The organism is Melaminivora sp., assembly GCF_032059615.1.
Classification (GTDB): domain Bacteria; phylum Pseudomonadota; class Gammaproteobacteria; order Burkholderiales; family Burkholderiaceae_C; genus Melaminivora.
In genome coordinates, this window is record NZ_DAMCAM010000027.1 from 18,009 (window position 1) to 41,263 (window position 23,255).

Annotated in this window: 20 protein-coding genes; 3 read left to right on the forward strand and 17 right to left on the reverse strand. The window is 70.6% G+C overall.

Features of this window, described 5'->3' with window-relative positions; translation table 11 throughout:
• Nucleotide 1: 1 nt before the first annotated feature.
• The 6 genes from RT051_RS07795 to cyoA are packed head-to-tail and all read right to left on the reverse strand — an operon-like array spanning nucleotide 2 to nucleotide 6,216.
• A complete protein-coding gene (locus RT051_RS07795) occupies nucleotides 2–1,333 on the reverse strand; it encodes an ATP-binding protein (protein ID WP_313074620.1) in 1,332 nt (443 codons plus the stop codon).
• A complete protein-coding gene (locus tag RT051_RS07800) occupies nucleotides 1,330–2,148 on the reverse strand; it encodes an SURF1 family protein (protein WP_313074623.1) in 819 nt (272 codons plus the stop codon). Before RT051_RS07800 ends, RT051_RS07795 begins: the two co-directional genes overlap by 4 nt.
• Before the next feature lie 3 nt (nucleotides 2,149–2,151).
• Nucleotides 2,152–2,589 carry a cytochrome o ubiquinol oxidase subunit IV gene (gene cyoD, locus RT051_RS07805; RefSeq protein ID WP_313074626.1) on the reverse strand — a complete coding sequence of 146 codons (438 nt, stop codon included), beginning with the start codon at nucleotides 2,587–2,589 and terminating at the stop codon, nucleotides 2,152–2,154.
• Nucleotides 2,590–2,591: 2 nt separating this feature from the next.
• A complete protein-coding gene (gene cyoC / locus RT051_RS07810) occupies nucleotides 2,592–3,236 on the reverse strand; it encodes a cytochrome o ubiquinol oxidase subunit III (protein WP_313074629.1) in 645 nt (214 codons plus the stop codon).
• A complete protein-coding gene (gene cyoB / locus RT051_RS07815; RefSeq protein ID WP_313074632.1) occupies nucleotides 3,229–5,238 on the reverse strand; it encodes a cytochrome o ubiquinol oxidase subunit I in 2,010 nt (669 codons plus the stop codon). The genes cyoC and cyoB overlap by 8 nt, the downstream gene beginning before the upstream one ends.
• 27 nt (nucleotides 5,239–5,265) lie before the next feature.
• Nucleotides 5,266–6,216 carry a ubiquinol oxidase subunit II gene (cyoA, locus tag RT051_RS07820; RefSeq protein ID WP_313074635.1) on the reverse strand — a complete coding sequence of 317 codons (951 nt, stop codon included), beginning with the start codon at nucleotides 6,214–6,216 and terminating at the stop codon, nucleotides 5,266–5,268.
• 337 nt (nucleotides 6,217–6,553) lie between these two features.
• Between cyoA and RT051_RS07825 the strand changes: the two genes are divergently transcribed.
• Nucleotides 6,554–7,885: an MFS transporter gene (locus tag RT051_RS07825; RefSeq protein WP_313074639.1), complete on the forward strand. Its 1,332-nt coding sequence runs from the start codon at nucleotides 6,554–6,556 to the stop codon at nucleotides 7,883–7,885.
• Between the two features lie 73 nt (nucleotides 7,886–7,958).
• Here RT051_RS07825 and RT051_RS07830 read toward each other — a convergent pair whose 3' ends face one another.
• From RT051_RS07830 to RT051_RS07840, 3 genes are read right to left on the reverse strand one after another with little or no spacing between them, the layout of a single operon-like run.
• Nucleotides 7,959–9,155 (reverse strand): formylglycine-generating enzyme family protein, encoded by a 1,197-nt coding sequence (locus tag RT051_RS07830; protein ID WP_409520571.1) that lies wholly within the window; start codon nucleotides 9,153–9,155, stop codon nucleotides 7,959–7,961.
• Complete coding sequence (locus tag RT051_RS07835) at nucleotides 9,073–11,286, reverse strand: sulfatase-like hydrolase/transferase (protein ID WP_313074642.1); 2,214 nt, start codon at nucleotides 11,284–11,286, stop codon at nucleotides 9,073–9,075. The genes RT051_RS07830 and RT051_RS07835 overlap by 83 nt, the downstream gene beginning before the upstream one ends.
• A 20-nt stretch (nucleotides 11,287–11,306) precedes the next feature.
• Nucleotides 11,307–13,658: a sulfatase-like hydrolase/transferase gene (locus RT051_RS07840; RefSeq protein ID WP_313074645.1), complete on the reverse strand. Its 2,352-nt coding sequence runs from the start codon at nucleotides 13,656–13,658 to the stop codon at nucleotides 11,307–11,309.
• Between the two features lie 103 nt (nucleotides 13,659–13,761).
• Here RT051_RS07840 and RT051_RS07845 point away from each other — a divergent pair, with 103 nt between their 5' ends.
• Together RT051_RS07845 and RT051_RS07850 are read left to right on the forward strand one after the other, a co-directional pair.
• A complete protein-coding gene (locus RT051_RS07845) occupies nucleotides 13,762–14,466 on the forward strand; it encodes a response regulator transcription factor (RefSeq protein WP_313074648.1) in 705 nt (234 codons plus the stop codon).
• A complete protein-coding gene (locus RT051_RS07850) occupies nucleotides 14,463–16,301 on the forward strand; it encodes an ATP-binding protein (protein WP_313074651.1) in 1,839 nt (612 codons plus the stop codon). The genes RT051_RS07845 and RT051_RS07850 overlap by 4 nt, the downstream gene beginning before the upstream one ends.
• A gap of 114 nt (nucleotides 16,302–16,415) precedes the next feature.
• Here the strand turns inward: RT051_RS07850 and tolA are convergent, their stop codons facing one another.
• The 8 genes from tolA to ribBA form a co-directional block, all read right to left on the reverse strand.
• Nucleotides 16,416–17,480 (reverse strand): cell envelope integrity protein TolA, encoded by a 1,065-nt coding sequence (gene tolA / locus RT051_RS07855; protein WP_313074654.1) that lies wholly within the window; start codon nucleotides 17,478–17,480, stop codon nucleotides 16,416–16,418.
• A gap of 34 nt (nucleotides 17,481–17,514) precedes the next feature.
• Nucleotides 17,515–17,940: an ExbD/TolR family protein gene (locus tag RT051_RS07860; RefSeq protein ID WP_313074657.1), complete on the reverse strand. Its 426-nt coding sequence runs from the start codon at nucleotides 17,938–17,940 to the stop codon at nucleotides 17,515–17,517.
• A gap of 15 nt (nucleotides 17,941–17,955) precedes the next feature.
• Nucleotides 17,956–18,657, reverse strand: coding sequence for a protein TolQ (tolQ, locus tag RT051_RS07865; RefSeq protein ID WP_313074661.1), 702 nt, complete (start codon nucleotides 18,655–18,657; stop codon nucleotides 17,956–17,958).
• A complete protein-coding gene (gene ybgC / locus RT051_RS07870) occupies nucleotides 18,654–19,088 on the reverse strand; it encodes a tol-pal system-associated acyl-CoA thioesterase (protein ID WP_313074664.1) in 435 nt (144 codons plus the stop codon). Before ybgC ends, tolQ begins: the two co-directional genes overlap by 4 nt.
• A 6-nt stretch (nucleotides 19,089–19,094) precedes the next feature.
• Nucleotides 19,095–20,300 carry a pyridoxal phosphate-dependent aminotransferase gene (locus RT051_RS07875; protein ID WP_313074667.1) on the reverse strand — a complete coding sequence of 402 codons (1,206 nt, stop codon included), beginning with the start codon at nucleotides 20,298–20,300 and terminating at the stop codon, nucleotides 19,095–19,097.
• Nucleotides 20,301–20,372: 72 nt separating this feature from the next.
• Complete coding sequence (nusB, locus tag RT051_RS07880) at nucleotides 20,373–20,912, reverse strand: transcription antitermination factor NusB (protein WP_313074670.1); 540 nt, start codon at nucleotides 20,910–20,912, stop codon at nucleotides 20,373–20,375.
• Nucleotides 20,909–21,397, reverse strand: coding sequence for a 6,7-dimethyl-8-ribityllumazine synthase (ribH, locus tag RT051_RS07885; protein ID WP_313074673.1), 489 nt, complete (start codon nucleotides 21,395–21,397; stop codon nucleotides 20,909–20,911). The genes nusB and ribH overlap by 4 nt, the downstream gene beginning before the upstream one ends.
• Before the next feature lie 30 nt (nucleotides 21,398–21,427).
• A complete protein-coding gene (gene ribBA / locus RT051_RS07890) occupies nucleotides 21,428–22,549 on the reverse strand; it encodes a bifunctional 3,4-dihydroxy-2-butanone-4-phosphate synthase/GTP cyclohydrolase II (RefSeq protein ID WP_313074675.1) in 1,122 nt (373 codons plus the stop codon).
• Between the last annotated feature and the right edge of the window lie 706 nt (nucleotides 22,550–23,255).

The following is a 23,255-nucleotide window of genomic DNA, read 5'->3' on the forward strand; positions in this document are numbered from 1 at the left end:
GTCACTCCAGGGCAAGGGCGGACAGGGGCAGGCGGATGGTCACCCGGGCGCCGCCGTCCGGCGGGTTCTCGGCCTGCACGCTGCCGCCGAGCGTGCGCGCCACGTTCACTGCCAGGAACAGGCCCAGCCCGCCGCCGGCGCGGCCCTTGCTCGACTGGTAGGGCGTGCCCAGCTGCGCCAGCATGGCGGGCGTGAAGCCCGGGCCCCGGTCACGCACGCTGATCACCAGACTGTGGCCGTCCGCACTGCGCTCGGCGCGCAGCCCCACCCACTGGGGCGAGGCCTCGCGGGCATTGTCCAGGACGTTGAAAACCATCTGCTCCAGCGTGGTGTCGGCCACCATGGGGCCGTCGGCGCCGAAACGGTTGTCATAGGCGAAGTCCTGCACCGAGCGCGTGGCGCGCCAGCGCTGCACCAGCGTGTCGAGAAAGCGGCAGACGGTGGTCTGCGCCGAGGCTTCGCCGCGCGCCTCGCCCGCCGACAGCAGGATGCCGCTGACGATGGTCTTGCAGCGCTGCACCTGTGCCTGCATCTCCGCCACCTCGTGCAGCAGCACCGGGTCCTGCACCAGGGTGGGGTCGCGGCGCCAGTCGCCCAGGATGACGGCCAGGGTGGACAGGGGCGTGCCCAGCTCGTGCGCCGCGCCCGAGGCCAGCAGGCCCATGCGCAGCACGTGCTCTTCCTCGGCCGCGCGCTGGCGGATGGCGGCCAGCCGCACGTCGCGCTGGCGCAGGTTGCGGCCGATGCGGTTCATGAAGAACACCACCAGGGCAGCATTCAGCACGAAGCACACCAGCAGCCCCAGCACGTAGGGGCTGGCCAGGCCGCGCGAGAAATCGGGCTCCAGCGGCATCGGCAGGTGGTGGCGCGTGAGCAACGCCATGCAGGCCGTGGCCACCGCCACCATGGCCCAGACATGGCTGCTGCGCAGCAGCGCCGCGCCCAGCGTGATTTGCAGCAGATAGAGAAAGGCGAACGGGTTGCCCACGCCGCCGCTCAGGTACAGCTGCACCGTGAGCCCGCCCACGTCCACCAGCAGCGCCAGCAGCAGCTCCACTGGCTGCACCGCGTGCCCGGTGCGCCAGCGCAGCAGGCTGGCGGCGTTGAAGAGCGCCAGGCAGCCGACGACCAGCAGCATCTCGGGCAGCGGCAAAGGCAGCTGCAGGCTGTAGTGCGCCACCTCGATGGTGAAGACCTGACCCACCACCGCCAGCCAGCGCAGCTGGATGAGCTGGTGCAGGTTCTTCAGCCCGGCGGCGGCGTCGGCCGAGCGCGCCTTGCTGGCCAGGCGCGCCTGCTGCGGCGCGGCGTCCGGGATGCCGGGGCGCGTCATGGCGGTGTGGCGGGCCCGGGCTGGCGGGCGCGCAGGCGCAGCTCGTGGCGCGCCAGCAGCGCCAAGCCCCCGGCCACCAGGGCGGCCAGGCCCCACCAGGTCAGCACATAGACCAGGTGACTGTTGTGAAAGCGCACCACGGTCAGGCCGGGCCGCGGCCAGGGGCCGGCGGCGGGGCCGACCTGTGGCGCGGCTGCGGACACGGACGCATCAGGCAGGCCCGCATCGATGAAGAAGGGCGCGGCCTGCGCCAGCCCCGCGGCCTGCGCGATGGCGGGCACGTCGCGCGAATGCCAGCGGCCGGCCGCCGGGTCGTTTTTGCGCAGAAAGCCGCCGCCGGGTTCGCTGGCGCGCAGCAGGCCCGTGACCTGCACGGATTGCGTCCCGGCCGCCTGCGCCAGCGGGTCGTCGGTGCTCCAGCGCCCGCGCAGCTCGGCCGGGATGAAGCCGCGGTTGACCAGCACCTGGCCGCCGCCCTCCAGCGCCAGCGGCGTCAGCACCCACCAGCCGGCGCCCAGCGCGGTGGTCGCCTGCGTCAGCACGGTCTGCCGGCCGAGCCAGCGGCCGCGGGCCGTGATGGGCTGGTATTCGAGGTCGGAGGTGGACAGACCCGCCCACGCGCCGGGCGGGGGCAGGGGTGTGGGGCTGCGCTGCAGGCGCTGCTCCACGCGGTCAATCAGCTGCAGCTTCCAGGTGCGGCGTTCGAGCTGCCAGGCACCCAGCGCGGCAAACAGGGCAAAGAGGGCCAGGCCCGCGCCCACCACCAGCGCCAACACCAGGCGCGAGCGCGGCTGCGCAGCCTGCGTGCCGGGCATGGGTCAGTGCTGCTGCCCGTGCTGCGGGGCCGGGCCGCCGTGCTGCGGCGCCTGGCTCTGCGGGGCCATGGGGTTGGCGTGGTCCGGCATCATGTGGGCGTTCATGTGGAACATGACCCACAGCGTGCCGGCCAGCGTCACCGCCACGAAAACGATGGCGAACAGCGTGGACAGCAGCGTCCAGCCGCCCTGGATCTTGCCGTTCATGTGCAGGAAATAGACCATGTGCACGACGATCTGCACCGCGGCAAGCACCCCCAGCACGACGACGGCGGTGGAGCGGTCCTCGATCACCCGGCCCATGACCAGCCAGAACGGAATCACCGTCAGCAGGACGGCCAGCGCAAAGCCCTTCAGGTAGTCGCCGCGGGTGACGTGCAGGTCGTCCTCGGCATGCGTGTCATGGCCGGCGGCCGGTGCGTGGACGTGTGGTGCGCTCATGTTCAAAGCACTCCCATCAGATAGACGAAGGTGAAGACGCCCACCCAGACCACGTCCAGAAAGTGCCAGAACATGGACAGGCAGTTGACGCGGCGCACGTTGGCGGGGGTCAGGCCGTGGCGCTTGACCTGCACCATCAGCGTGACGAGCCAGATGATGCCGAAGGTGACGTGCAGCCCGTGCGTGCCCACCAGCGTGAAGAACGACGACAGGAAGGCGCTGGTCTGCGGCGTCGCGCCCTGGTGGATCAGGTGGGCGAACTCGTACAGCTCGACGCCGAGGAAGGCCAGGCCCAGCAGGCCCGTGACGGCCAGCCACAAGAGCGTGCCGCCCACGTTTTTTGCCTGCTTGTGCAGCATGGCAAAGCCGAAGGTGATGGACGACAGCAGCAGGAAGGCCGTGTTCAGCGCCACCAGCTTCAGGTCGAACAGCTCGGCGCCCGTAGGGCCGCCGGCGTAGGCCCGGCCCAGCACGCCGTAGGTGGCGAACAGCGCGGCGAAGATGAGCACGTCGCTCATCAGGTACAGCCAGAAGCCCAGCGAGGTGCCGTTTTCCGGGTGCGGGTCGTGGGCCAGGTGGTACTGGCGCGCGCCGGCGGTGGCCAGAGCGCCGCCGGGGTGGGGCGAAGTGAGGGTGGTGTCAGGCATGGGCTGCGGCAGCGAGTTGCTGGGTGCGCATTGCTTCGACCGCGGCCACATCGGCGGCCGGGATCCAGTAGTCGCGCTGGTAGTTGAAGGTGTGCACGATGGTCGCCAGCACGATGGCGGCGAACGAGCCGATCGCCAGCGGCCACATGTGCCAGATCATGGCGAAGCCCAGCAGCGTGCAGAGCATGGCGATGACGAAGCCCGCCGCCGTGTTGGCCGGCATGTGGATGGGGGCGAAGCCGCTCAGGGGGCGCTGGTAGCCGTGCTTCTTCATGTCCCACCAGGCGTCGATCTCATACGCCACGGGGGTGAAGGCGAAGTTGTATTGCGGCGGCGGCGAGGAGGTGGCCCACTCCAGCGTGCGCGCGTCCCAGGGGTCGCCCGTCAGGTCGCGCAGCTCATCCCTGCGGCGGAAGCTCACGTACAGCTGCATCAGGAAGGACGCGATGCCCGCGGCGATCAGCACGGCGCCAAAGGCGGCGACGATGAAGAAGGGCCGCACGGTGGGGTCCTCGAAATGGCTCACGCGGCGCGTCACGCCCATCAGGCCCAGGATGTAGGGCGGCGTGAAGGCCACCCAGAAGCCCACCAGCCAGAACCAGAAGGTGGCCCGGCCCCACGATTCGACCAGCCGGTAGCCGAAGGCCTTGGGGAACCAGTAATGGATGCCGGCAAACACCGCGAACACCACACCACCGATGATCACGTTGTGGAAGTGCGCCACCAGGAACAGCGAGTTGTGCAGCACGAAGTCCGCCGGCGGCACGGCCAGCAGCACGCCCGTCATGCCGCCGATGGCGAAGGTGCACATGAAGCCGATGGTCCACAGCATGGGCACCGTGAAGCGGATGCGGCCCTTGTACATGGTGAACAGCCAGTTGAAGATCTTGGCGCCCGTCGGGATCGAGATGATCATCGTCGTGATGCCGAAGAAGGTGTTCACCGTCGCGCCCGAGCCCATGGTGAAGAAGTGGTGCAGCCACACCAGGTACGACAGGATGGTGATGACCACCGTGGCGTACACCATCGAGGTGTAGCCGAACAGGCGCTTGCGCGTGAAGGTGGGCACGATCTCGGAGTACACGCCGAACGCCGGCAGCACCAGGATGTAGACCTCGGGGTGGCCCCAGATCCAGATCAGGTTCACGTACAGCATGGAGTTGCCCCCCAGGTCGTTCGTGAAGAAGTGCGTGCCCAGGTACCGGTCCAGCGTCATCAGCACGAGCGCTGCCGTCAGAATGGGGAAGGTGGCGACGATCAGCGCGTTGGTGCACAGCGCGGTCCAGGTGAAGATGGGCATCTTCATGAGCTTCATGCCCGGCGCGCGCATCTTGATGATGGTCACGATCAGGTTGATGCCCGACAGCGTCGTGCCCACCCCCGCCACCTGCAGGCCCCAGATGTAGTAGTCCAGCCCCACGCCCGGGTCCTGCGCGCCGAGGTTGGACAGCGCGAGCCACCCGGAAGTGGAGAACTCGCCCAGGAACAGCGACACCATGGTCAGGATGGCCCCGCCCGTGGTCATCCAGAAGCTGAAGTTGTTCAGGAACGGGAACGAGACGTCGCGCGCGCCGATCTGCAGCGGCACCAGGTAGTTCATCAGCCCGGTGACGAACGGCATGGCCACGAAAAAGATCATGATCACGCCGTGGGCCGTGAAGATCTGGTCGTAGTGGTGCGGCGGCAGGTAGCCCAGGTTCTCGCCCACGGCCATGGCCTGGTGCAGGCGCATCATGATGGCGTCGGAAAACCCGCGCAGCAGCATGACCAGGCCCAGGATCATGTACATGATGCCGATTTTCTTGTGGTCGATGGAGCAGATCCAGTCGCGCCACAGCGGGCCCCACAGGCGATAGCGGGTGATGCCGCCCAGCACCACCAGGCCGCCCAGCACCACGGCGATGAAGGTCCACAGCAGGATGGGCTCGTGCGCCATGGGGACGGACTGCCAGGTCAGGCGGCCCAGCAGCCAGTGGTTGGGAGTCAGTTGTTCAGGAGACATAGGTTCTTCTCTTGCGACGCGCGGCTGTCATTGGCTGCCGGCCTGGGGCGTGGTGGCGCGTGCGCCCTTGGCCATCATGGTCTCGTGCATGCACGTCTGGCCGTCTTCCACGCAGCGGTTGAGGACGCGGTCGTACAGGCCGTCCTGCACGCTGGCAAAGCGCTGCACCGGGTCGCGCTCGCTGGGTTTGGCCAGCTGCAGGTAGCTGCCCTGGTCCAGGGTGCGGCCTTCCTGGCGGGCCTTTTGCACCCACTGCTCGAAGTCGCCCTCGGGCAGGCCGTGGAACTTGAACGTCATGCCCGAGAAGCCCGGGCCGCTGTAATGCGAAGCCAGGCCCTTGAATTCGCCGGGCTGGTTGATGATGGCGTTCAACTCGGTCTGCATGCCGGGCATGGCGTAGATCATCCCGGCCAGGTCGGGCACGTAGAAGGCGTTCATGGTGGACGTGGCCGTGAGCTTGAAGTGGATCGGCCGGTCCACCGGCGCCGCCAGCTCGTTGACGGTGGCGATGCCCTGCTCGGGGTAGAGGAACAGCCACTTCCAGTCCATGGCCACCACCTGCACCTCCAGCGGGCGCACGTCCGCGGGCAGGGCGCGGGCGTCGTCGATGCGGTCCAGCGGCCGGTAGGGGTCGAGCTTGTGCGTGGCGATCCAGGTGATGGCGCCCAGCGCGATGATGATCATCAGCGGCACGGTCCAGATGACCAGCTCCAGCGTCGTGGAGTGGTGCCAGTCGGGCTCGTAGGCGGCGTCCTTGTTGCCCTGGCGGTATTTCCAGGCGAACACCAGCGTGGCGATGATGACCGGCACGATGACGATCAGCATCAGCAGGGTGGCGGTGACGACGAGGTTGCCCTGCTGGGCGGCCACGTCGCCGGCCGGGTTGAGGACGACGGCCTTGCTGCAGCCGGCCAGGGCTGCCGCGCAGGCAGCCGCGGCCGGCCAGGCCAGCCCTCGGGAGTGAGAGGTCTTCGGCATCTTGTGGGTGGGCAGATACGCTTTCCTGGAAGGCGCGAGCGACACGCACAGCATGCCTGCGCATCCCCGGGAAAACGCGGATTACTGGACGGCCTTGAATGTAATACGCCTAGCGCGCAAGGCTATGGGACATTTTGTCCTGGATCAAGCGATCTGCCGTCCGTCCAGCGGAAAAACGCCCATGTCTGACACAAAGCAAGGCGCGGCCGTGCGCAAGCTGTCGAACAAGCACCCTTGTGGCCCGGCCTGCTTGGGTGTAGAACGAAACGGACTTGAGCCCGGTCAAGCCGGCCGGCACCCGCTGCAGCTGCAGCCAGGCAACAAAGGAGCAATGTCAATGACCAGCGGTTCCATGGCGCTGCCCGTGTACGGGCACGAGGGCGAGGCCTCGCTCTCGCACGCGAACACCCACGAGGAGGCCACCCCGGGCGAGATCGCCGTGGGCGTGATCATCGGCCGGTCCTCGGAGTATTTCGACTTCTTCGTCTTCGGCATCGCTTGTGTGCTGGTGTTCCCGCAGCTGATGTTCCCGTTTCTCTCGCCGCTGGCCGGCACGCTGGCGGCCTTCGGCATCTTCACGCTGGCCTTCATCGCCCGGCCCGTCGGCACGGCCCTGTCGATGGCGGTGCAGCGGCGCTGGGGGCGCGGCACCAAGCTGACGCTGGCGCTGTTCCTGCTGGGCAGCTCCACCGTGGGCATGGCGCTGATGCCGGGCTATGAGTCCATGGGCGCCGCCGCCATCGCCGTGCTGGTGGCCCTGCGCATCGGCCAGGGCGTGGCGCTGGGCGGCTCCTGGGACGGCCTGCCGTCGCTGCTGGCCCTGGCCGCCCCGCGCGAGCGCCGCGGCTGGTACGCCATGGTGGGCCAGCTGGGCGCGCCCGCGGGTTTTGCCCTGGCGGCGGCGCTCTTTGCCTACATCTACAGCCACCTGACGCAGGAGGAGTTCCTCGCCTGGGGCTGGCGCTACCCGTTCTGTGTGGCGTTCGCCATCAACGTGGTGGCCCTGTTCGCGCGCCTGCGCCTGGTTGTGGGGCAGTCGTATGCCGAGCTGCTGGAGGAAAAAGAGCTCGAACCCATGCCCGTGGCGCAGCTGGTGCGCGACGAGGGCGGCAACGTTTTTCTGGGCGCCTTTGCCGCACTGGCCAGCTTTGCACTGTTCCACCTGGTGACGATCTTTCCGCTGTCCTGGATCTCGCTGCGCTCCGAGCGCAGCATGACCGAGGTGCTGGGGGTGCAGATCGTGGGCGCGTTTCTCGCTGCGCTGGCCATCATGCTGTCGGGCCGACTGGCCGACCGGGTGGGGCGGCGCAACCTGCTGGCCGGCATGGCCGTGCTGATCGGCCTGTTCAGCCTGGCCACGCCCTGGCTGCTGGGCGGCGGCGTGGCCGGCAGCAACACCTTCCTGCTGCTGGGTTTCGTGCTGCTGGGGCTGTCGTACGGACAGGCCTCGGGCACCGTCACGGCCAACTTCTCGCCACATTACCGCTACACCGGCGCCGCACTATCGGCCGACCTGGCGTGGCTGCTGGGCGCGGCCTTCGCACCGCTGGTGGCCCTGGGCCTGTCGGCGCGCTTCGGCCTGGGGGCGGTGACGCTGTACCTGCTGTCGGGCGTGGTGTGCACGCTGGCGGCGCTGCGCATCAACCGGCTGATCGAGCAGCGCAGCTGATAATGCTACTCAAAAGATAGCTGTAAGCCCTTGCAGGGCAAGGGCTTGAGGCCCATTTCACCCAAGACTTGCCTCAGCCGCCCTGCACCAGCCGGAAGCCCACGTGCGACATCGGGCTGTGCGGGTCGCTGCCGCGCCGGGCGCTGGGGCGGTAGGACAGGCAGTAATCCTCGTTGCACAGGAAGGAGCCGCCGCGGATGACGCGCCGGGGCGCGTCGGCGGGCACGCCCGGCTCGCTGGGGTCGAAGGATTGCGCCGGGCCGCGCGGGTTGTCTACCGGGCCGCGCGCGCCCCGAGCCTGGCGCGTGAACTCGTCGGCGCGATACCAGTCGGCCACCCACTGCCAGGCGTTGCCGGTCATATCGTGCAGACCGTAGCCGTTGGCCGGAAAGCTGCCCGCAGCCACGGTGCCGGCCGCGCCGCCCGCCTGGGCGCTGACCACCGGAAAGGGCTGGGCCCGCGCGTCCCAGTAGTTGGCCAGCAGGGCGCCGCCGGGCCGGGCCTCGTCACCCCAGCTGTAGGTGGCCTGCTCCAGGCCGCCGCGCGCGGCGAACTCCCACTCGGCTTCGGTCGGCAGGCGCTTGCCGGCCCAGCGGGCATAGGCCAGCGCGTCGTCGTGGCTGACCTGCACCACCGGGTGGTCGCCCCGGCCCTCGATGGAGCTGCCCGGACCCTGGGGGTGCCGCCAGTCGGCGCCCGGCACGTAGCGCCACCACTGGGCGTAATCATCCAGCCGCACCGGCGCGCTGGTGCCCACGAAGACCATGGCGCCGGGCACCAGCACGTCCTCGGGCGGGCGCGGTGTGCCGGGCGGCAGCTGCACGCGGATGGTCTCCCAGTCGGGCCTGCGCTCGGCGGTGGTCACATGGCCCGTCTGGCGCACGAACTCGGCAAATTGGTCGTTGGTGACATGCGTCGTGTCCATCCAGAAGCCCCCGACGCGCACCGGGTGCGCAGGGCCCTCGTTGGCCTGGGCCAGGGCGTGGTCGCTGCCCATCAGGAAGGTGCCGCCCGGCACCCAGGCCATGCCCAGCGGGCCACGCACGCCGTCGCCCAGCACGATGGCGGGAGGCGCCGGACGCGCAGGCGCGCGCCGTGCCAGGGCCTGCCAGCCGCCCAGACCGGCGACGGCCGCGAGCGCGGCGCCGCCACCCAGCAGCCAGCGTCGGCGCAGCGGTCGCGCGGGTTCAGTAGACACCCGGGCGCCTCGTGCAGACCGTGCCCAGGTGGCGCTCGATGACCTGCCGGTCCGCGGCATCGGTGCGGCCATCGAAGAAGAAGTCATAGACGCTGGACAGGCCCCAGTCGCGTGCGATGCGCTGCCAGTGGGCCAGGTCCTGCGCGTCCACCACGCCGTCCCGGTTGCCGTCGCCCGGGCAGTCGGGCTCGGACCCCAGCAGCTCGTCCAGCCGGGCGCTGAGCGCGGCGTAGGCGGCCTGCTGCCCGGTGCTGAGCGGGCCGCGCAGCAGGTCGTTGCTGGCCGGGTCCTCCAGCCTGGGGTTGCCGGGCGCCTGGTCGATCTCGTAGAACTCGGTGACCACATCCTCGCGGCTGCCGCCGGTGGCCGGGTCGTGGTTCAGCGTGGTGTTGCGCACCAGCTTGTAGTGCTCGTCGCGAAGGGCCAGGGTGCGCTCGGGCAGCACCAGCACGGGGCCGGGCGCGGCCCCCGCGGCGGCAATGGCGCGGTTGACCTCCCAGCACTGCGCGTGGCCGGCGCCGCCCGGGTCAATGACGGACGGGTCGGTGTGGCCCGGCCCCCACCACACGCCGGAATTGTCCTCGCACACGCTCTTGGCGGTGGGGATCTGCGTGCAGCTGCCGGCCTGGGTGGAGGTGCGGCTCATGACGCAGGGGCCGTTGCGCGCGCCGTTGGCCTGGATGTTGACGCCCGACTGCGTGAAGTTGACGCTGCGCAGGCTGGCCTGCCCGGGCGTGCTCAGGTAGGGCAGCAGGCCCACCGAATCCACCGTGCGCGGCACCGCCTGGTGCACGTCGATGCCGGCCAGCTCGCCGAAGAGCTGGAACAGGTCCACGCTGTTGACCATGTGCTCCACCGCGCGCCCGGGCGCGGCCACCTGCGGCCCGGCAACGATCAGCGGTACCCACACCCCCGTCTGGTAGGACGTACCCTTGGCCAGCGTCAGGCTGAAGGGCGGCTTCACGGCAAAGCCCAGCGAGCCGTTGTCGCCCACGATGACGATGACGGTGTTGCTCGCGCGCGGGTCGTAGGCCAGGCTGCCGTCCGCGCCGCGCCTGGCCAGGCCGGTCTCGACCAGCAGGCGGCCGAACTCGCTGTCCATGGCCTCGGTCATCTGGTTCTGGATCAGCCGCCCGGTCACGGGGCTGGCGCAGTCCAGCACGTTGCCCGACAGGCGCGGGCTGGTCTGCGGCGACAGCTGCTTGGGCGCATGCTGCCAGGGCGTGTGCGCGGCCGAATAGCTCACCGTGGCCATCCAGGGCGTGCCGGCCGGGCGCGCCTTGATCCAGTGGATGGCAGCGTCGGTCTCGATCGTCGTGCGATAGCCGCGTGCGCGCGGGTCGGACAGGGGCACCACCTCGGTGCGGCCGCCGTCGATGACCACCAGCGGCGAGACGTAGTAGGCGTTCTCGCGGCCAAAGTCCAGCCGCGTGCGGGCCGGCAGGGGCGTGCCGCACTGGTGGCGGTCCACGAAGACGCCGCCGCGCGCCAGGCACTGCAGGCCGTTGCTGTCCTCGGACAGCGGCGCCAGCGGCAGGTTCTCGCAGGCGCCGCTGGCGAAGTGGCACGACCCGGCGAAGTGGTGCGGATAAAAACCGCAGGCCTGTGCGCCCGCGTCGTAGGCGCCGCCGGCCGTGGTGTCGATGGAGCCGGGCAGGCCGCCGACCCAGCCGTAGAAATGGTCCCAGCCCAGCTGCAGCGGCGTGGTGTTGCCGGCCTCGTTGTGCTCAGGACCGGCCAGGTGGAACTTGCCGAACATGGCGCTTGTGTAGCCGGCCTGCCTGAGCAGCTTGGGCACGGTGGCGTCGAAGGGCGAGAGCTGCGAGTTGGCCAGGTCGTTCGGCCCCAGCGCCTGGTACATGTTGGTGCGCAGCGGGTAGCGTCCCGTGAAGAAGGCGGCGCGGCCCGGCGAGCATTCAGGCATGGACCAGGTGTTGCGGAACTTGACGCCGGCGCGCGCCACGGCGTCCATGTGCGGCGTGGGCGGCGCGTCGGCGCCGCCATAGCCGAAGCTGGCCATCTGGTCGATGCCCACGTCGTCCATCACGACGAACAGGATGTTGGGCGGCTGCTGCGCCGGTGGCGACGGAGGCGCAGGCGTGACGCCGCCCGAGCTGCCGCCGCAGGAGGACAACGCCGCCGCCAGGGCGGCCAGCCAAGCCGCTGCCAGCGCCAGGCGCCAGGGGTTGCTGATGCGGTGCATGGTTCTGTTCCTTGCCGTGTTCAGGGCGCCGCGCAGCGGCGGCCCAGGTTGCGTTCGATGATGGCCCGGTCGGCCGCGTCGGTGCGGCCGTCGTGGTTCAGGTCGTACCAGCTGGACTGGCCGCCATTGCGCTGGCTCAGCTCGCGCCAGTGTTCCAGGTCGCGCTGGTCCACCACGCCGTCGCGGTTGCCATCGCCCGGGCAGTGGATGCTGTCGTAGCGCTGGTTGTGGCTCGCCACCCCATCGCGCCGGTCCAGCTCGGCCTGCAGCACGGCGTGCGCCTGGCGCGCCTCGGCAGACAGTCCCGAGGTGGCCAGCGGGCTGCGCCCGGCCGCCAGCGCCGTGCCCTTGCGGTCCAGCGCCGGGTTGGGCGTGGCCATGTCCACGCGGTACAGCTCGTCGGTGACGTCGAATACCGGCTCGCCCTCGGCATCGCGGCCAAGGACCCAGTCCATGATCGGGTCGGGGCCGCTGCTGGCGCACTGGTTGCGGCTCAGACGCACCAGCTTGTACTGGCCGTCGCCGGCGGCCTTTTGCGCGTGCGGCAGCATGTCCACCGCGCCCTGGCCGCGCGCGGCGCGGTACTGCTGCACCTGGCAGCAGTTGCCGTAGCCGCCGGCGGGCACGCCCGGCTCGGTCGAGCCCTCGCCATACCAGACGCCGCCCTGGTCATCGCACAGCGCCTTGTACGGGAAGATGCTGAAGCAGGTGCTGGCCGCCTCGACCACGCAGGGCTGGGGCGTGACGGCCACGGCCGGGTTGCGCAGGTTGGTGCCCATCTCGGTGAAGTTGGCCGTGCGGATGCCGGCCTGCTCCGGGTGCTCCAGATAGGCGCGCATAGGCTGGCCGTCCAGCGGGCGGGCTGGGTCGATGGCGGCCGCCACGTCGGCGCCGGCGATCTCGGCGAACAGGCGGTACAGGTCGGTGGCATTGACCAGGTGCGGCACCTCGCGCCCGCCGCGCTGCACCTGCGGGCCGGCCACCAGCAGCGGCACCGACACGCCCGTCTGGTAGGCAAAGCCCTTGGCCCGGGTCGGATCGAAGCGGCCCGGCGCGGTGAACTTGACGCTGTTCACGTAGGTGCCGTTGTCGCCCACCACGACCACCACGGTGTTTGTCTTCTCGGGCTGGTAGTCGAGCGAGCCGTCGGCGCGGCGCGCGGCCAGGCCCAGCTCGACCAGCAGGCGGCCGATCTCGGCGTCCATGGCCTCGGCCATGAGGTTGGTGACCAGGTGGGCATCGACCAGGTCGGCGGCAGCATTCAGCGAGGCCCGCACGCCCTCGTTCTCGCCGTCGCTGCGCGGGTAGCACACCAGGTTGTCGTTGCGCCCCGGCGTGTCCTCGGACAGCAGCGCCACCGGCGGCAGCTGCAGCGGCGCGTGGATGGCCGAATAGCCCAGCGACAGCATCCACGGCTGGCCGGCCGGCTGCTGGCGCGCCCAGGCGATGGCGCGGTCCGTCTCCAGCGTGCTGCGGTAGCCACGCGCGGCGGGGTCGGCGGCGCCGATCTTGCGCGTGTTGCCCTCGGCGTCGCTCTGGATCCATTCGGCGGTGTAGTAGCCGTTCTGCGCGGCGAAGTCGAGGTGGGCGGGCACGCTGGACCGGCAGGCCTGGTGCGGCTCGAACAGGCCGCCGCGCTCCATGCAGGTGCGCCCCGGCGTGGTGATGGCGCCGCCGCGCGCGATCTGCGTGCAGCTGCCCGTGGCCAGGTAGCAGGCGCCGGCGTCGGCGCCGTGCGTGGGGTCGATGCTGGCGTTGGGCACGAAGCCGCAGGGGTAGGTGCCCTCGGGCGTGCCCGTGCGGCCGGCGCGCGTGTCGATGGGGTAGGGCGCGCCGTCCAGGTAGCCGTCGAAGTGGTCCCAGCCCAGCTTCCACAGGGTCTGGTGGCCATAGGGCAGGTTGGGTGCGCCGCCCAGGTCGGTGCCCGTCAGGTGCATCTTGCCGATCAGCGCGCTGCGGTAGCCCCGGGTCTTGAGCAGCCTGGGCAGGGTGACTTCGTAGGGCGAAATCGTCGAGTTGGCCAGGTCGGTGGAGACCACGGCGTTGAGCACGTTGGTGCTGGACGGATAGCGGCCGGTGAAGAAGCTGGCGCGCGTGGGCGTGCAGGTGGGCATGGCCCAGGCATTGCGAAACTGCAGGCCGGCGCGGGCGATGGCCGCCAGGTTGGGCATGCGCGGCGGCACGGCGCCGCCATAGCCGTAGGAGGTGAGCTGGTCCACGCCCAGGTCGTCGAGCACGATGAACAGGATGTTGGGCGTCTGGGCTGCAGGGGGCGGGGGCGGGGCCGGGTCGCCGCCACCGCCGCCGCCGGAGCAGGCAGCCAGCAGCAGAGCCAGCGTCGCGGCAAGCGCCTTGGGGCGGGGAGTGGGCATGGCTGTCCTCCAGTGCCGCCGAGTGTGCGTCGTGGCCGGCGCGCTGCAAATACCATGAAAGCGGTATTCAGCTGCGGGCGCCGGCTGTGTCAGAGTGCGGCCCATGGACAAGCCAGCGCACACGCCAGCGCAGCCAGCAGAGCTTTCGTCGCCGGACGGCGCATGCCGCGTGCTGCTCGTCGAAGACGACGGGCCGCTGCGCGAGCGCTTCGCGCGCCTCCTCGCGGCCTGGCCGGGCGGCCAGCTGGTGGCCGCCTGCGCCACGCTGGGCCAGGCGCTGCAAGCGCTGCAGGGCGGCCGCATCGACCTCTTGATCACCGACCTGCGCCTGCCCGACGGCCACGGCACCCAGGCCATCCGGCTGCTGCGCAGCCTGCACCCGCAGGCCGAGGCCATGGTGATCTCGGTGCTGGCCGACGACGCCACCGTGATCGAGGCCATCGAGGCCGGCGCGGCCGGCTACCTGCTCAAGGACGCCGACTCCATCGAGCTGCTGGAGGCCATCGAGGAGCTGCGCGCCGGGCGATCGCCCATTTCCTCGTCGATCGCGCGCGTCATCGTGCGCCGGCTGGGGGCGGCCGGGGCCGACGCTCCGGCCGTTCCGCCCGCCGAGGCGCTGACCCCGCGCGAGACCGAAATCCTGTGGGGCATCGCCCGGGGCCTGACCTATGCGGAACTCGCACAGCAGCTGGGCATCTCGCGCCAGACCGTGCCGGTGCACATCAAGAACGTCTATCGCAAGCTGGAGGCCACGAACCGCTCCGAAGCCGTGTTCAACGCCTCGCGCAACGGTTTGATCCGGCTGTGAGGCGGGGCGCTGCGCTCGTGCTGGCCTGCCTGGGCCTGTTGCTGCTGGCCGGTGCCCCGCTGTGGCCGCGGCTGGCGACGTTCGAAGGCGGGCAGCGCCTGGTCCATGCCCTGGTCGCCCCGGCCGGCGAGGGTGCAGCCATGCCCTGGCAGCCGGTGCAGCTGCCCCACACCTGGCCGCCCCACCTGGGCGATGCCGAGCGCCGCTACCGCCTGCAGTTCGAACTGCCCGAGGCGCCGCGCGAGGCGCTATACCTGTTCCTGCCGCTGCTCAGCCAGAGCGCGGTGGTGGCGCTCAACGGCGCCGAGCTGGCCGACACCGGCAATCGCTCGCTGCCCACGGGCATCACCTCGGGCGTGACGGCGCTGGTGCGCCTGCCGGCCGACCGGCTGCTGCCGGGCACCAATACGCTGGACCTGCGCGTGGCGGCCGCCGGCGTGGTGCGCGGCCACCTGGCGGCGCCGCACCTGGGCAGCGCCGAGGCGCTCACGCCGCACTACCGGCTGCAGCTCTTCCTGCTGGAGCACCTGCGCCTGATGGTGCTGGCCGGACAGCTCCTGCTGGTGGTGGCGCTGCTGGTGGTCTGGCTGTACCGGCCCACCGAGCCGCTGTTTGGCTGGCTGCTGCTGATGCAGGCGCTCAGCCTGCCGCTGTATGCCAGCCTGCGCGCCGACCTGCCCGGGGTGCAGGAGGCGCTGCCCTATCTGCTCATGGTCGGCACCGCACCCACCCTCATCCTGCCCATCATCGCCCTGCTGGTCAGTGGCATGCCGGTGCCGCGTGCCCTGCGCGCCTGTGTGCCGGCCGTGCCGGCGCTGGGCATCGCGCTGGCGCTGCTGACGCCACTGCCGGCCTGGCAGGTCATGCTGGCGTTCAGCATCCCGGCGGCGCTGGCGGCGGTCTGGGGGGCGGCGCTGGTGGCCGCGCGCGGGGCGCTGCGCGGTGTGCGCGAGGCGCAACTGCTGCTGGCGCCGGCGCTGCTGTTCGCCCTGGCCCTGCTGCACGACGTGGCGCTGGTGGCGGGCTGGCTGGACGGCGCCATCCTGCTGGGTGCGTACTACCGCATGGTGCTGACGATCGCCATCGCCGTCCTGCTGATGCGCCGCCTGGGCCTGAGCCTGATGCGCCTGGATGGCGCCAACGCCCGGCTGCGCGAGCGGCTGGCCGAGCGCGAGGCGCAGCTGGCGCGGCTGCACGCGGAGGAGCGGCGCGAGGCCGCCGAGCGCGTACGCAGCCAGGAGCGCCAGCGCCTGACGGTGGACCTGCACGACGGCGTCAGCGGCCACCTGGCCTCCATCATTGCCCTGGCCGAGCGCGAGGGCGCGCCGGCCATCGAGCACAGCGCGCGCGAGGCACTGGACGACCTGCGCGCCGTCATCCACTCGCTGGACATCGGCGACCGCGAGCTGGTCGTGGCGCTGGCCGGCCTGCGTGAGCGCAGCGCGCGCCAGCTCAAGCGCCTGGGCGTGCCGCTGGACTGGACCATGGCGCAGCTGCCGGAGATCTCGGGCGTCACGCCCACGCACGCGCTCAACGTGCTGCGCATCGTGCAGGAGGCGCTGACCAACGCTGTGCGCCACGGCCCGGCCACGCGCATCGCCGTGCATGGCCGGGCCCATGGGGCCGACGAGGCCGTCATCGTGGTGGAGAACGACGGCGCGCCCCACGCGCCCGAGGCGCCCGGCACGGCCGGCGCGGGCCTGGAGAACATGCGCCGGCGCGCGCGGTCGCTGGGCGCCAGCCTGGCCTTCGAGCCGCTGGCCGGCGGAGGCGCCCGGGTGGTGCTGCGCCTGCCGCTGCAGCTGCCAGAGCCGGGTTTGCTAGAAAAAGGCTAGCATGCAGCCCTGGGGTGGCAATGCTTTGGAAGATAAATTTGTCCGGAATCATTACCTGACAACGGGATGATGCTCTATTTTTTGTAGCGTCAACCCCGGAGGCCGAATCCGCCCTCAGTCCTTGGGCCTGAAGCCGATGACCAGCGACGGCGGCACACGGCCGTCGATGTCGCGTGGCAGGGTCTCGGTCTTCTGCAGGGCGCGCACCACGGCGTCGTCCCAGGACTTGTTGCCGCTGGACTGCACGACGCGCACGCTGGTGATGGTGCCGTCGGGCGCGGCGCGCACCTCGACCTCGGCGCGCGGGTTGCCGGCCACCGTGTCCGGATAGACGATGTTGGGCCGCACCTTGGCCGCCACCCGGCCGCCATAGGCGCCCGAGGGCCCGGCGCTGCGCTGGGCCGTGCCGGTGGCGGTCTCGGCGCCGGTGGCGCCGGCCAGGCCGGCGATGCGCTTCAGGTTCTCCTGGCGTTGTTGCTCTTCCGCGCGCCTGGCTTCGGCCTCCGCCTTGCGCTTCTCATCGGCCTTGCGCTTTTCTTCCGCCAGTTTTTTCTGTTCGGCCTTCTCTTTTTCTGCTTTTTCTGCTTTTTCCTTCTCGGCCTTCTCGGCTTTTTCCCGCTCCAGGCGCACCTGCCTCTCGGCCTTTTCCTTCTCGGCCTTCTCCCGCTGGGCCTTCTCCCGCACCAGCTTCTGTTCCTGCTGCTTGCGCTCGTGTTCCAGGCGTTCCTTGCGTTCGGCTTCCTTGAGTTCGTGCTCGCGCTCGCGCTCGCGTCTCTCGCGCTCCTGCTCGCGTTTTTTTTCTTCCTCGCGGCGTTTCTTCTCGCGCTCCAGGGCGATGTCGGCCTCGCGCGTGTCGGGCTGGGCCTTCGGGGGCGGCGCCGGCGCGGGCGGCGGCGGGGCTGGCGCCGGGCGGGGCGGCGGTGGCGGTGCAGGTTCGGGTTTCGGGGCCGGCTCCGGCGGCGGCGGCGGGGGCGCTGCCGCGCGTGGCGCGGCCTGCTGCGGCACGGCGGCCCACAGCTCGGCCTCGACGGCCGGGGCATCGTCGCTGGCCTTCCAGCGCACGCCCCAGGTCAGCGCGCCGATCAGCAGCGCGTGCGCCAGCACCGCCAGCGCCACGGCGCGCGCGCGCCCTGGCGGGCGGGGCGGGGCGAACTGGTCGCGCTCGTCGATGGCGTTCATGGCCGGGGGGTCTTCCAGCACCTGCCGGCGGCCTTCAGCCGCCGCTCCTGACCGCCAGCGCCACGCGCTGCACGCCCGCGCGTTGCAGTGCGCCCATGGCCTGCATGACGGAGTCGTAGGAGACGCCCTTGTCGGCGCTGATCAGGATGGGCGTGTCCTCGGGCTGGTCCTTGAGCCAGGCGCTGGCCGTGCTGCCCAGCTGCTGCAGCGCCACCGTGCGCTCGCTGCCGTCGGCCTTGAAGCGGATGGCGCCGTCCTTGTCCACGATGACGTCGGCGCGCGTCTTCGGCACCTTGCTGCCCTTGCCCACCGAGGGCACGTTGACCGAGCTGGGCGTGAGCATGGGGGCCGTGACCATGAAGATGATGAGCAGCACCAGCATCACGTCGATGAACGGCACCATGTTGATCTCGTTCATGGCGCGGCGGCGGCTGCCGCTGCGCGAGGCGATGGCGGGCATGGCGGCGCTCCCCTTTCAGTGCCCGGCCTGGGCCGCGGGGTGGGTGGCCAGGTTGCGCTGCAGGATGTTGGAGAACTCCTCGATGAAGGTCTCCTGGCGCGTGGCGACGCGGTCGATGTCGCGCGCGAAGCGGTTGTATGCGACCACGGCGGGGATGGCGGCGAACAGGCCGATGGCGGTGGCCACCAGCGCCTCGGCGATGCCCGGGGCCACGGTGGCCAGCGTCACCTGCTCCATGCCGGCGAAGCCGGTGAAGGCGTGCATGATGCCCCACACGGTGCCAAACAGGCCGACATACGGGCTGACCGAGGCCACCGAGCCCAGGAAGGACAGGCTGGACTCGATCATGTCCATCTCGCGCTGCAGGCTGGCGCGCATGGCGCGGCGCGCGCCGTCCAGCAGCGTGCCCGCGTCCTGGATGCGGCGCTCGCGCAGCTTCAAGAACTCGCGCATGCCGCTGGCGAAGATGCGCTCCATGGGGCCGGCGTGCTGGGCGTGCTCGGCCGCGCGGTTGTACAGGTCGTTCAGGCTGGCGCCCGACCAGAACTCGCGCTCGAACTCGTCGTTGAGCCGGCCCACGCGCTTCAGGCCGAACAGCTTGCGGAAGATGGCGGCCCAGCTGGCGACCGAGACGCCCAGCAGCAGCAGCATCACGAACTGCACGACCCAGCTGGCATTGAGCACCAGGCTGAGCATGGACATGTCTTGGGAATTCATGGGCAGGAAGAAGGGGACAGTTGTTCCAGGATATGGCCGGGAATGCGCGCGGGCCTCAGGGACGCCGCCTCGACCCAGCCGATGCGCACCTCGCCCTCGCACATCAGCTCGGGCGCATTGCCCGCGCCGGCGACAGGCCGCCGCAGGGCCTGCTGGGCGATTGTCAGCGATGCCCGGCCGGCCTCGGCCAAGCGCGCCGTAACAATCAGTTCATCGTCCAGCCGCGCCGGCCGCAGGTAGCGCACGCGGGCCTCGCCTACGACGAACATGCCGCCCGTGAGTTCCCGCAGCTGCTGCTGCGACAGGCCCAGCGAGCGCAGCCACTCGGTGCGCGCGCGCTCGAAGAATTTCAGGTAGTTGGCGTAGAACACGATGCCGCCGGCGTCCGTGTCCTCCCAGTAGATGCGCACCGGCCAGTGGAATGCCGCCATCGCGCGTCAGTCCAGCACGGTGCGCAGGCGCGCGACCGATTCCTGCAGCTGCGCCATCGAATTGGCGGTGGAAAAGCGCACGAAACGGCCGGTGTCGGCAGTGCCGAAGTCGCGCCCCGGCGTGATAGCCAGGTGGGCGCGGCGCATCAGCTCGAAGGCGAAGTCCCAGCTGCCTTCGACGCCCAGCCTGTGCGCCGCCTGCGTGCAGTCTGCCCAGGCGTAGAAGGCGCCATCGGGGGCGACGGGCACCTGCAGGCCCAAGTCTTGCAGCGCGGGGATGAAATAGTCGCGCCGCGCGCGGAACTCGGCGCGGCGGCGCTCGTACTCGGCGATGCTTTCGGGCTCGAAGCAGGCCAGCGCCGCGTGCTGCGAGACGGTGGACGCGCAGATGAACAGGTTCTGCGCCAGTCGCTCGACCACCGGCACCATGGCCTCGGGCACCACCATCCACCCCAGGCGCCAGCCCGTCATGTTGAAGTACTTGCTGAAGCTGTTGATGCTGATGAGGTCCTCGCCAATCGCCAGCGCCGACTGCCCGAACGCGTCGTCATACGACAGGCCCAGGTAGATCTCGTCGATCAGCGTGATGCCGCCGCGCGCGCGCACCACCTCGTGGATGGCGCGCAGCTCATCGGGCGCGATCGAGGTGCCGGTGGGGTTGGAGGGCGAGGCCAGCAAAACGCCGCGCGTTTTTCCGGCGCTGGCGCGCGTCCTCAAACCCCAGGCGGCCTCGACCTTGGCGGCGCTGAGCTGAAAGCGCTCCTCCGCGGTGGTCGGGATGAGCACCGCGCGCCCTTCCGCCGCGCTCACGAAATGCCGGTTGCACGGGTAGCTGGGGTCGGGCATCAGCACCTCGTCGCCCGCCTCGATCAGCGCCAGGCAGGCCAGCTGCAGCGCCGCCGACGCGCCCGCCGTGACCACGATGCGCCGCGCCGGCACATCCAGGCCGAAACGCTCGGCATACCAGCCGCTGATGCGCTCGCGCAGCGGCTCCAGCCCCAGGGCATTGGTGTACTGCGTGTGGCCCGCACGCAGGGCGCGCTCGGCCGCTTCCTGCACCAGGGGCGGGGCGGTGAAGTCGGGCTCGCCGATGTTCAGGAAGATCATCGGCTCGCGCGTGCCGGCCACTTCGCGCGCCAGGGCCTGGGCGGCCTTGGCGACCTCCATCACATAGAACGGTTCGATGCGCTCGGCGCGGGTGGAAAACTTCATGCCGGGTCAGACCTCATGCGCTCGCCCCTTGCGGGCCGGGGAAATGGAAGACAAAAGATGTCGTGCGGCTCGTCAGCCCTGGGGCGCCTGCCCCACGCCGCCCTTGTCGGCCTGCACCTCGGCGCTGCGCAGCTGGGGCGCAAGCTGGTTGAGCACGCCGTTGACCCACTTGTGGCCATCGGTGCCGCCGAACTCCTTGGCCAGCTCGATGCATTCGTTGATGACCACGCGCCAGGGCACGTCCAGGCAGTGCTGGAATTCATAGGCGCCTATCCACATCACCGCGTGCTCGATGGGCGAGACCTCGGCGAGCTTGCGGTCCAGGTGCGGCTCGATCAGCGCGTCCAGCTGGGCGGCGCCTTCGATGCAGCCGTGCAGCAGCGCGTCGTAGTGCGCCGCGTCGGCCTTGTGGAAACCCGCCAGGTCGCGCGTGAACATGTCGATGGACTGGGCATCGCCGCTGCCCAGCAGGTGCTGGTACAGGCCCTGCACGGCAAACTCGCGCGCGCGGCTGCGGGTGGACTTGGAGCCCGCCTTGCGCGCCCCGGTGCTGGTGGTGCCGGTGCGCGACTGGCGCGGGGGGCGGCGGGACGCCGGGCTGCCTTCGCTCATTGCGCCAGCCCCTTGAGCAGCTGCGCCATCTCCACGACCACGCGCGCGGCGTCCACGCCCTTGTCGCTCTGGCGGGCGATGGCCTGCTCCATGTTCTCGGTGGTGATGATGGCGTTGGCGATCGGGATGTGCCAGTCCAGCCCCACGCGGGTGACGCCCGCGCCCGACTCGTTGGCCACCAGCTCGAAGTGGTAGGTCTCGCCGCGGATGATGCAGCCAAGCGCGATCAGCGCGTCGAACGGCTCGCCGTCGTCCTCGTCTTCGCCGCGCTGGGCCATGGCCTGCAGCGCCAGCGGCACCTCCAGCGCGCCGGGCACCAGCACGTGGGTGATGTCGCCCTCGTCCACGCCCAGGCGCACCAGCTCGGCGCGGCAGGCCGCCGCCAGGGTGTTGGTGATGCTCTCGTTGAAGCGGGCCTGAACGATGCCGATGCGCAGCCCCGTGCCGTCGAGGTCCTGCGCCAATCCTTTTTCTGCGTCAAACATGAAGTGGTTCCTGCACGCAAGCGGTGCTGTTCATTCCTGGGTGATGTAGCCGGTGATTTCCAGGCCGTGGCCGACCATGCTGGGCATGCGGCGCGGCTGGCCCATCAGCTGCATGCGCGCCACGCCGCATTCGCGCAGGATCTGCGCGCCCACGCCGTAGGTGCGCAGGTCCATGCGGCCGCGCTCGGGGGCCTGCGCGGCGCGCGCGCTGCCCTCGAACTGCGCCAGCAGCTGCTCGGCGCCCTCGTTGCAGTTGAGCAGCACGGCCACGCCGCGGCCGTGCGCGTCGATGTGGCGCAGCGCCTCGTCCAGGCCCCACGAGTGCATGGAGCGGCCCGTCTCCAGCGCGTCCAGCACCGACAGCGGCTCGTGCACGCGCACCGGCACGCTTTCCTCGGGGGCCCACTGGCCCTTGACCAGGGCCAGGTGCACGGCCTGGCTGGGCGTGTCGCGGAAGGCGTGCGCGGTGAACTCGCCCGCGGCGGTGCGCAGCGTGCGCGTGCCCACGCGGGTGACCAGCGACTCGGTACGGCCGCGGTGTTCGATCAGGTCGGCGATGGTGCCGATCTTCAGGCCGTGTTCGGCGGCGAACTGCTGCAGGTCGGGCAGGCGAGCCATGGTGCCGTCGTCCTTCATGACCTCGCAGATCACCGCGGCCGGGCTGCAGCCGGCCATGGCGGCCAGGTCGCAGCCGGCTTCGGTGTGGCCGGCGCGCATGAGCACGCCGCCATCGACGGCCTGCAGCGGGAAGATGTGGCCCGGCTGCACCAGGTCGCTGGCCTGGGCGCCCGGGGCGACGGCGGCGGCCACGGTGCGGGCGCGGTCGGCCGCCGAGATGCCGGTGGTCACGCCCTCGGCGGCTTCGATGGAGACAGTGAAGGCCGTGCCCATCTTGGTGCCGTTCCTGGCCACCATGGGCGGCAGCTGCAGGCGCTCGCAGCGCTCGCGCGTGAGCGTCAGGCAGATCAGGCCGCGGCCGAAGCGGGCCATGAAGTTGATGGCCTCGGGCGTGACGTGGTCGGCGGCCAGCACCAGGTCGCCTTCGTTTTCGCGGTCTTCCTCGTCGACCAGGATGACCATGCGCCCGGCGGCAAGCTCGGCGACGATGTCCTGCACCGGCGAAATGGGAGCGGGCGGGGTGGGGGTGTTCATGCGTGGGTGCTCGGCTCAGGTGTGCGGGTCGCGCGGCGGACGCTCCGGCAGACAGGACTGCATGCACAAAGAGCGGCCGCGGCAGCGGCAGCGCCGCACGGCAGTGGGGTGGACCAGCCCCACGGCGGGGCTGCAAGCGCGGGATTTTATGCCGCCCGCGATCCATGGCCGGTGGCGGGGGGCATTGCCCCGTGCCGGCGCCGCGCAGGCCGCACCCCGCGCGCGCCACCGGGCAAAGGTTGCCCATTTTTTGGGCAGCCGGAGCGCAGCCTTGCAAAATCAAGCACTTGCGTGCACCGTTCAAGGCTTTGCCGAAGTTATCCCCACCATTGTTCAGTGTATGGAGGGATAACCTGGGCCCGCCTGCCCAAAAAACAGGCAGGCCGTGACGGCGTCTTGCAAATCAAGGGCTTGCGCAGGCCATACAGCTCTTGTCCGGACTTATCCACAATTTTGTCCAGCCAACCCAGGGATAACCCGCGGTGTCGCTTGGGGGCTTGCAGGGGCGCCCGTGCTGCGCCAGCATGCCGCGCCTGCGGCGCCCGTCTGCAATCAGGCATAAAAAGTGCCACAACCCCTTGTCCCGCAACGGCCTGCAGCTCTCATTTTTTAGAACAGGAGACTTCCATGACCCTAGACTTCACCGGCCGCGTGGCCATCGTGACCGGCGCCGGCGGCGGCCTGGGGCGCCAGCACGCGCTGGCGC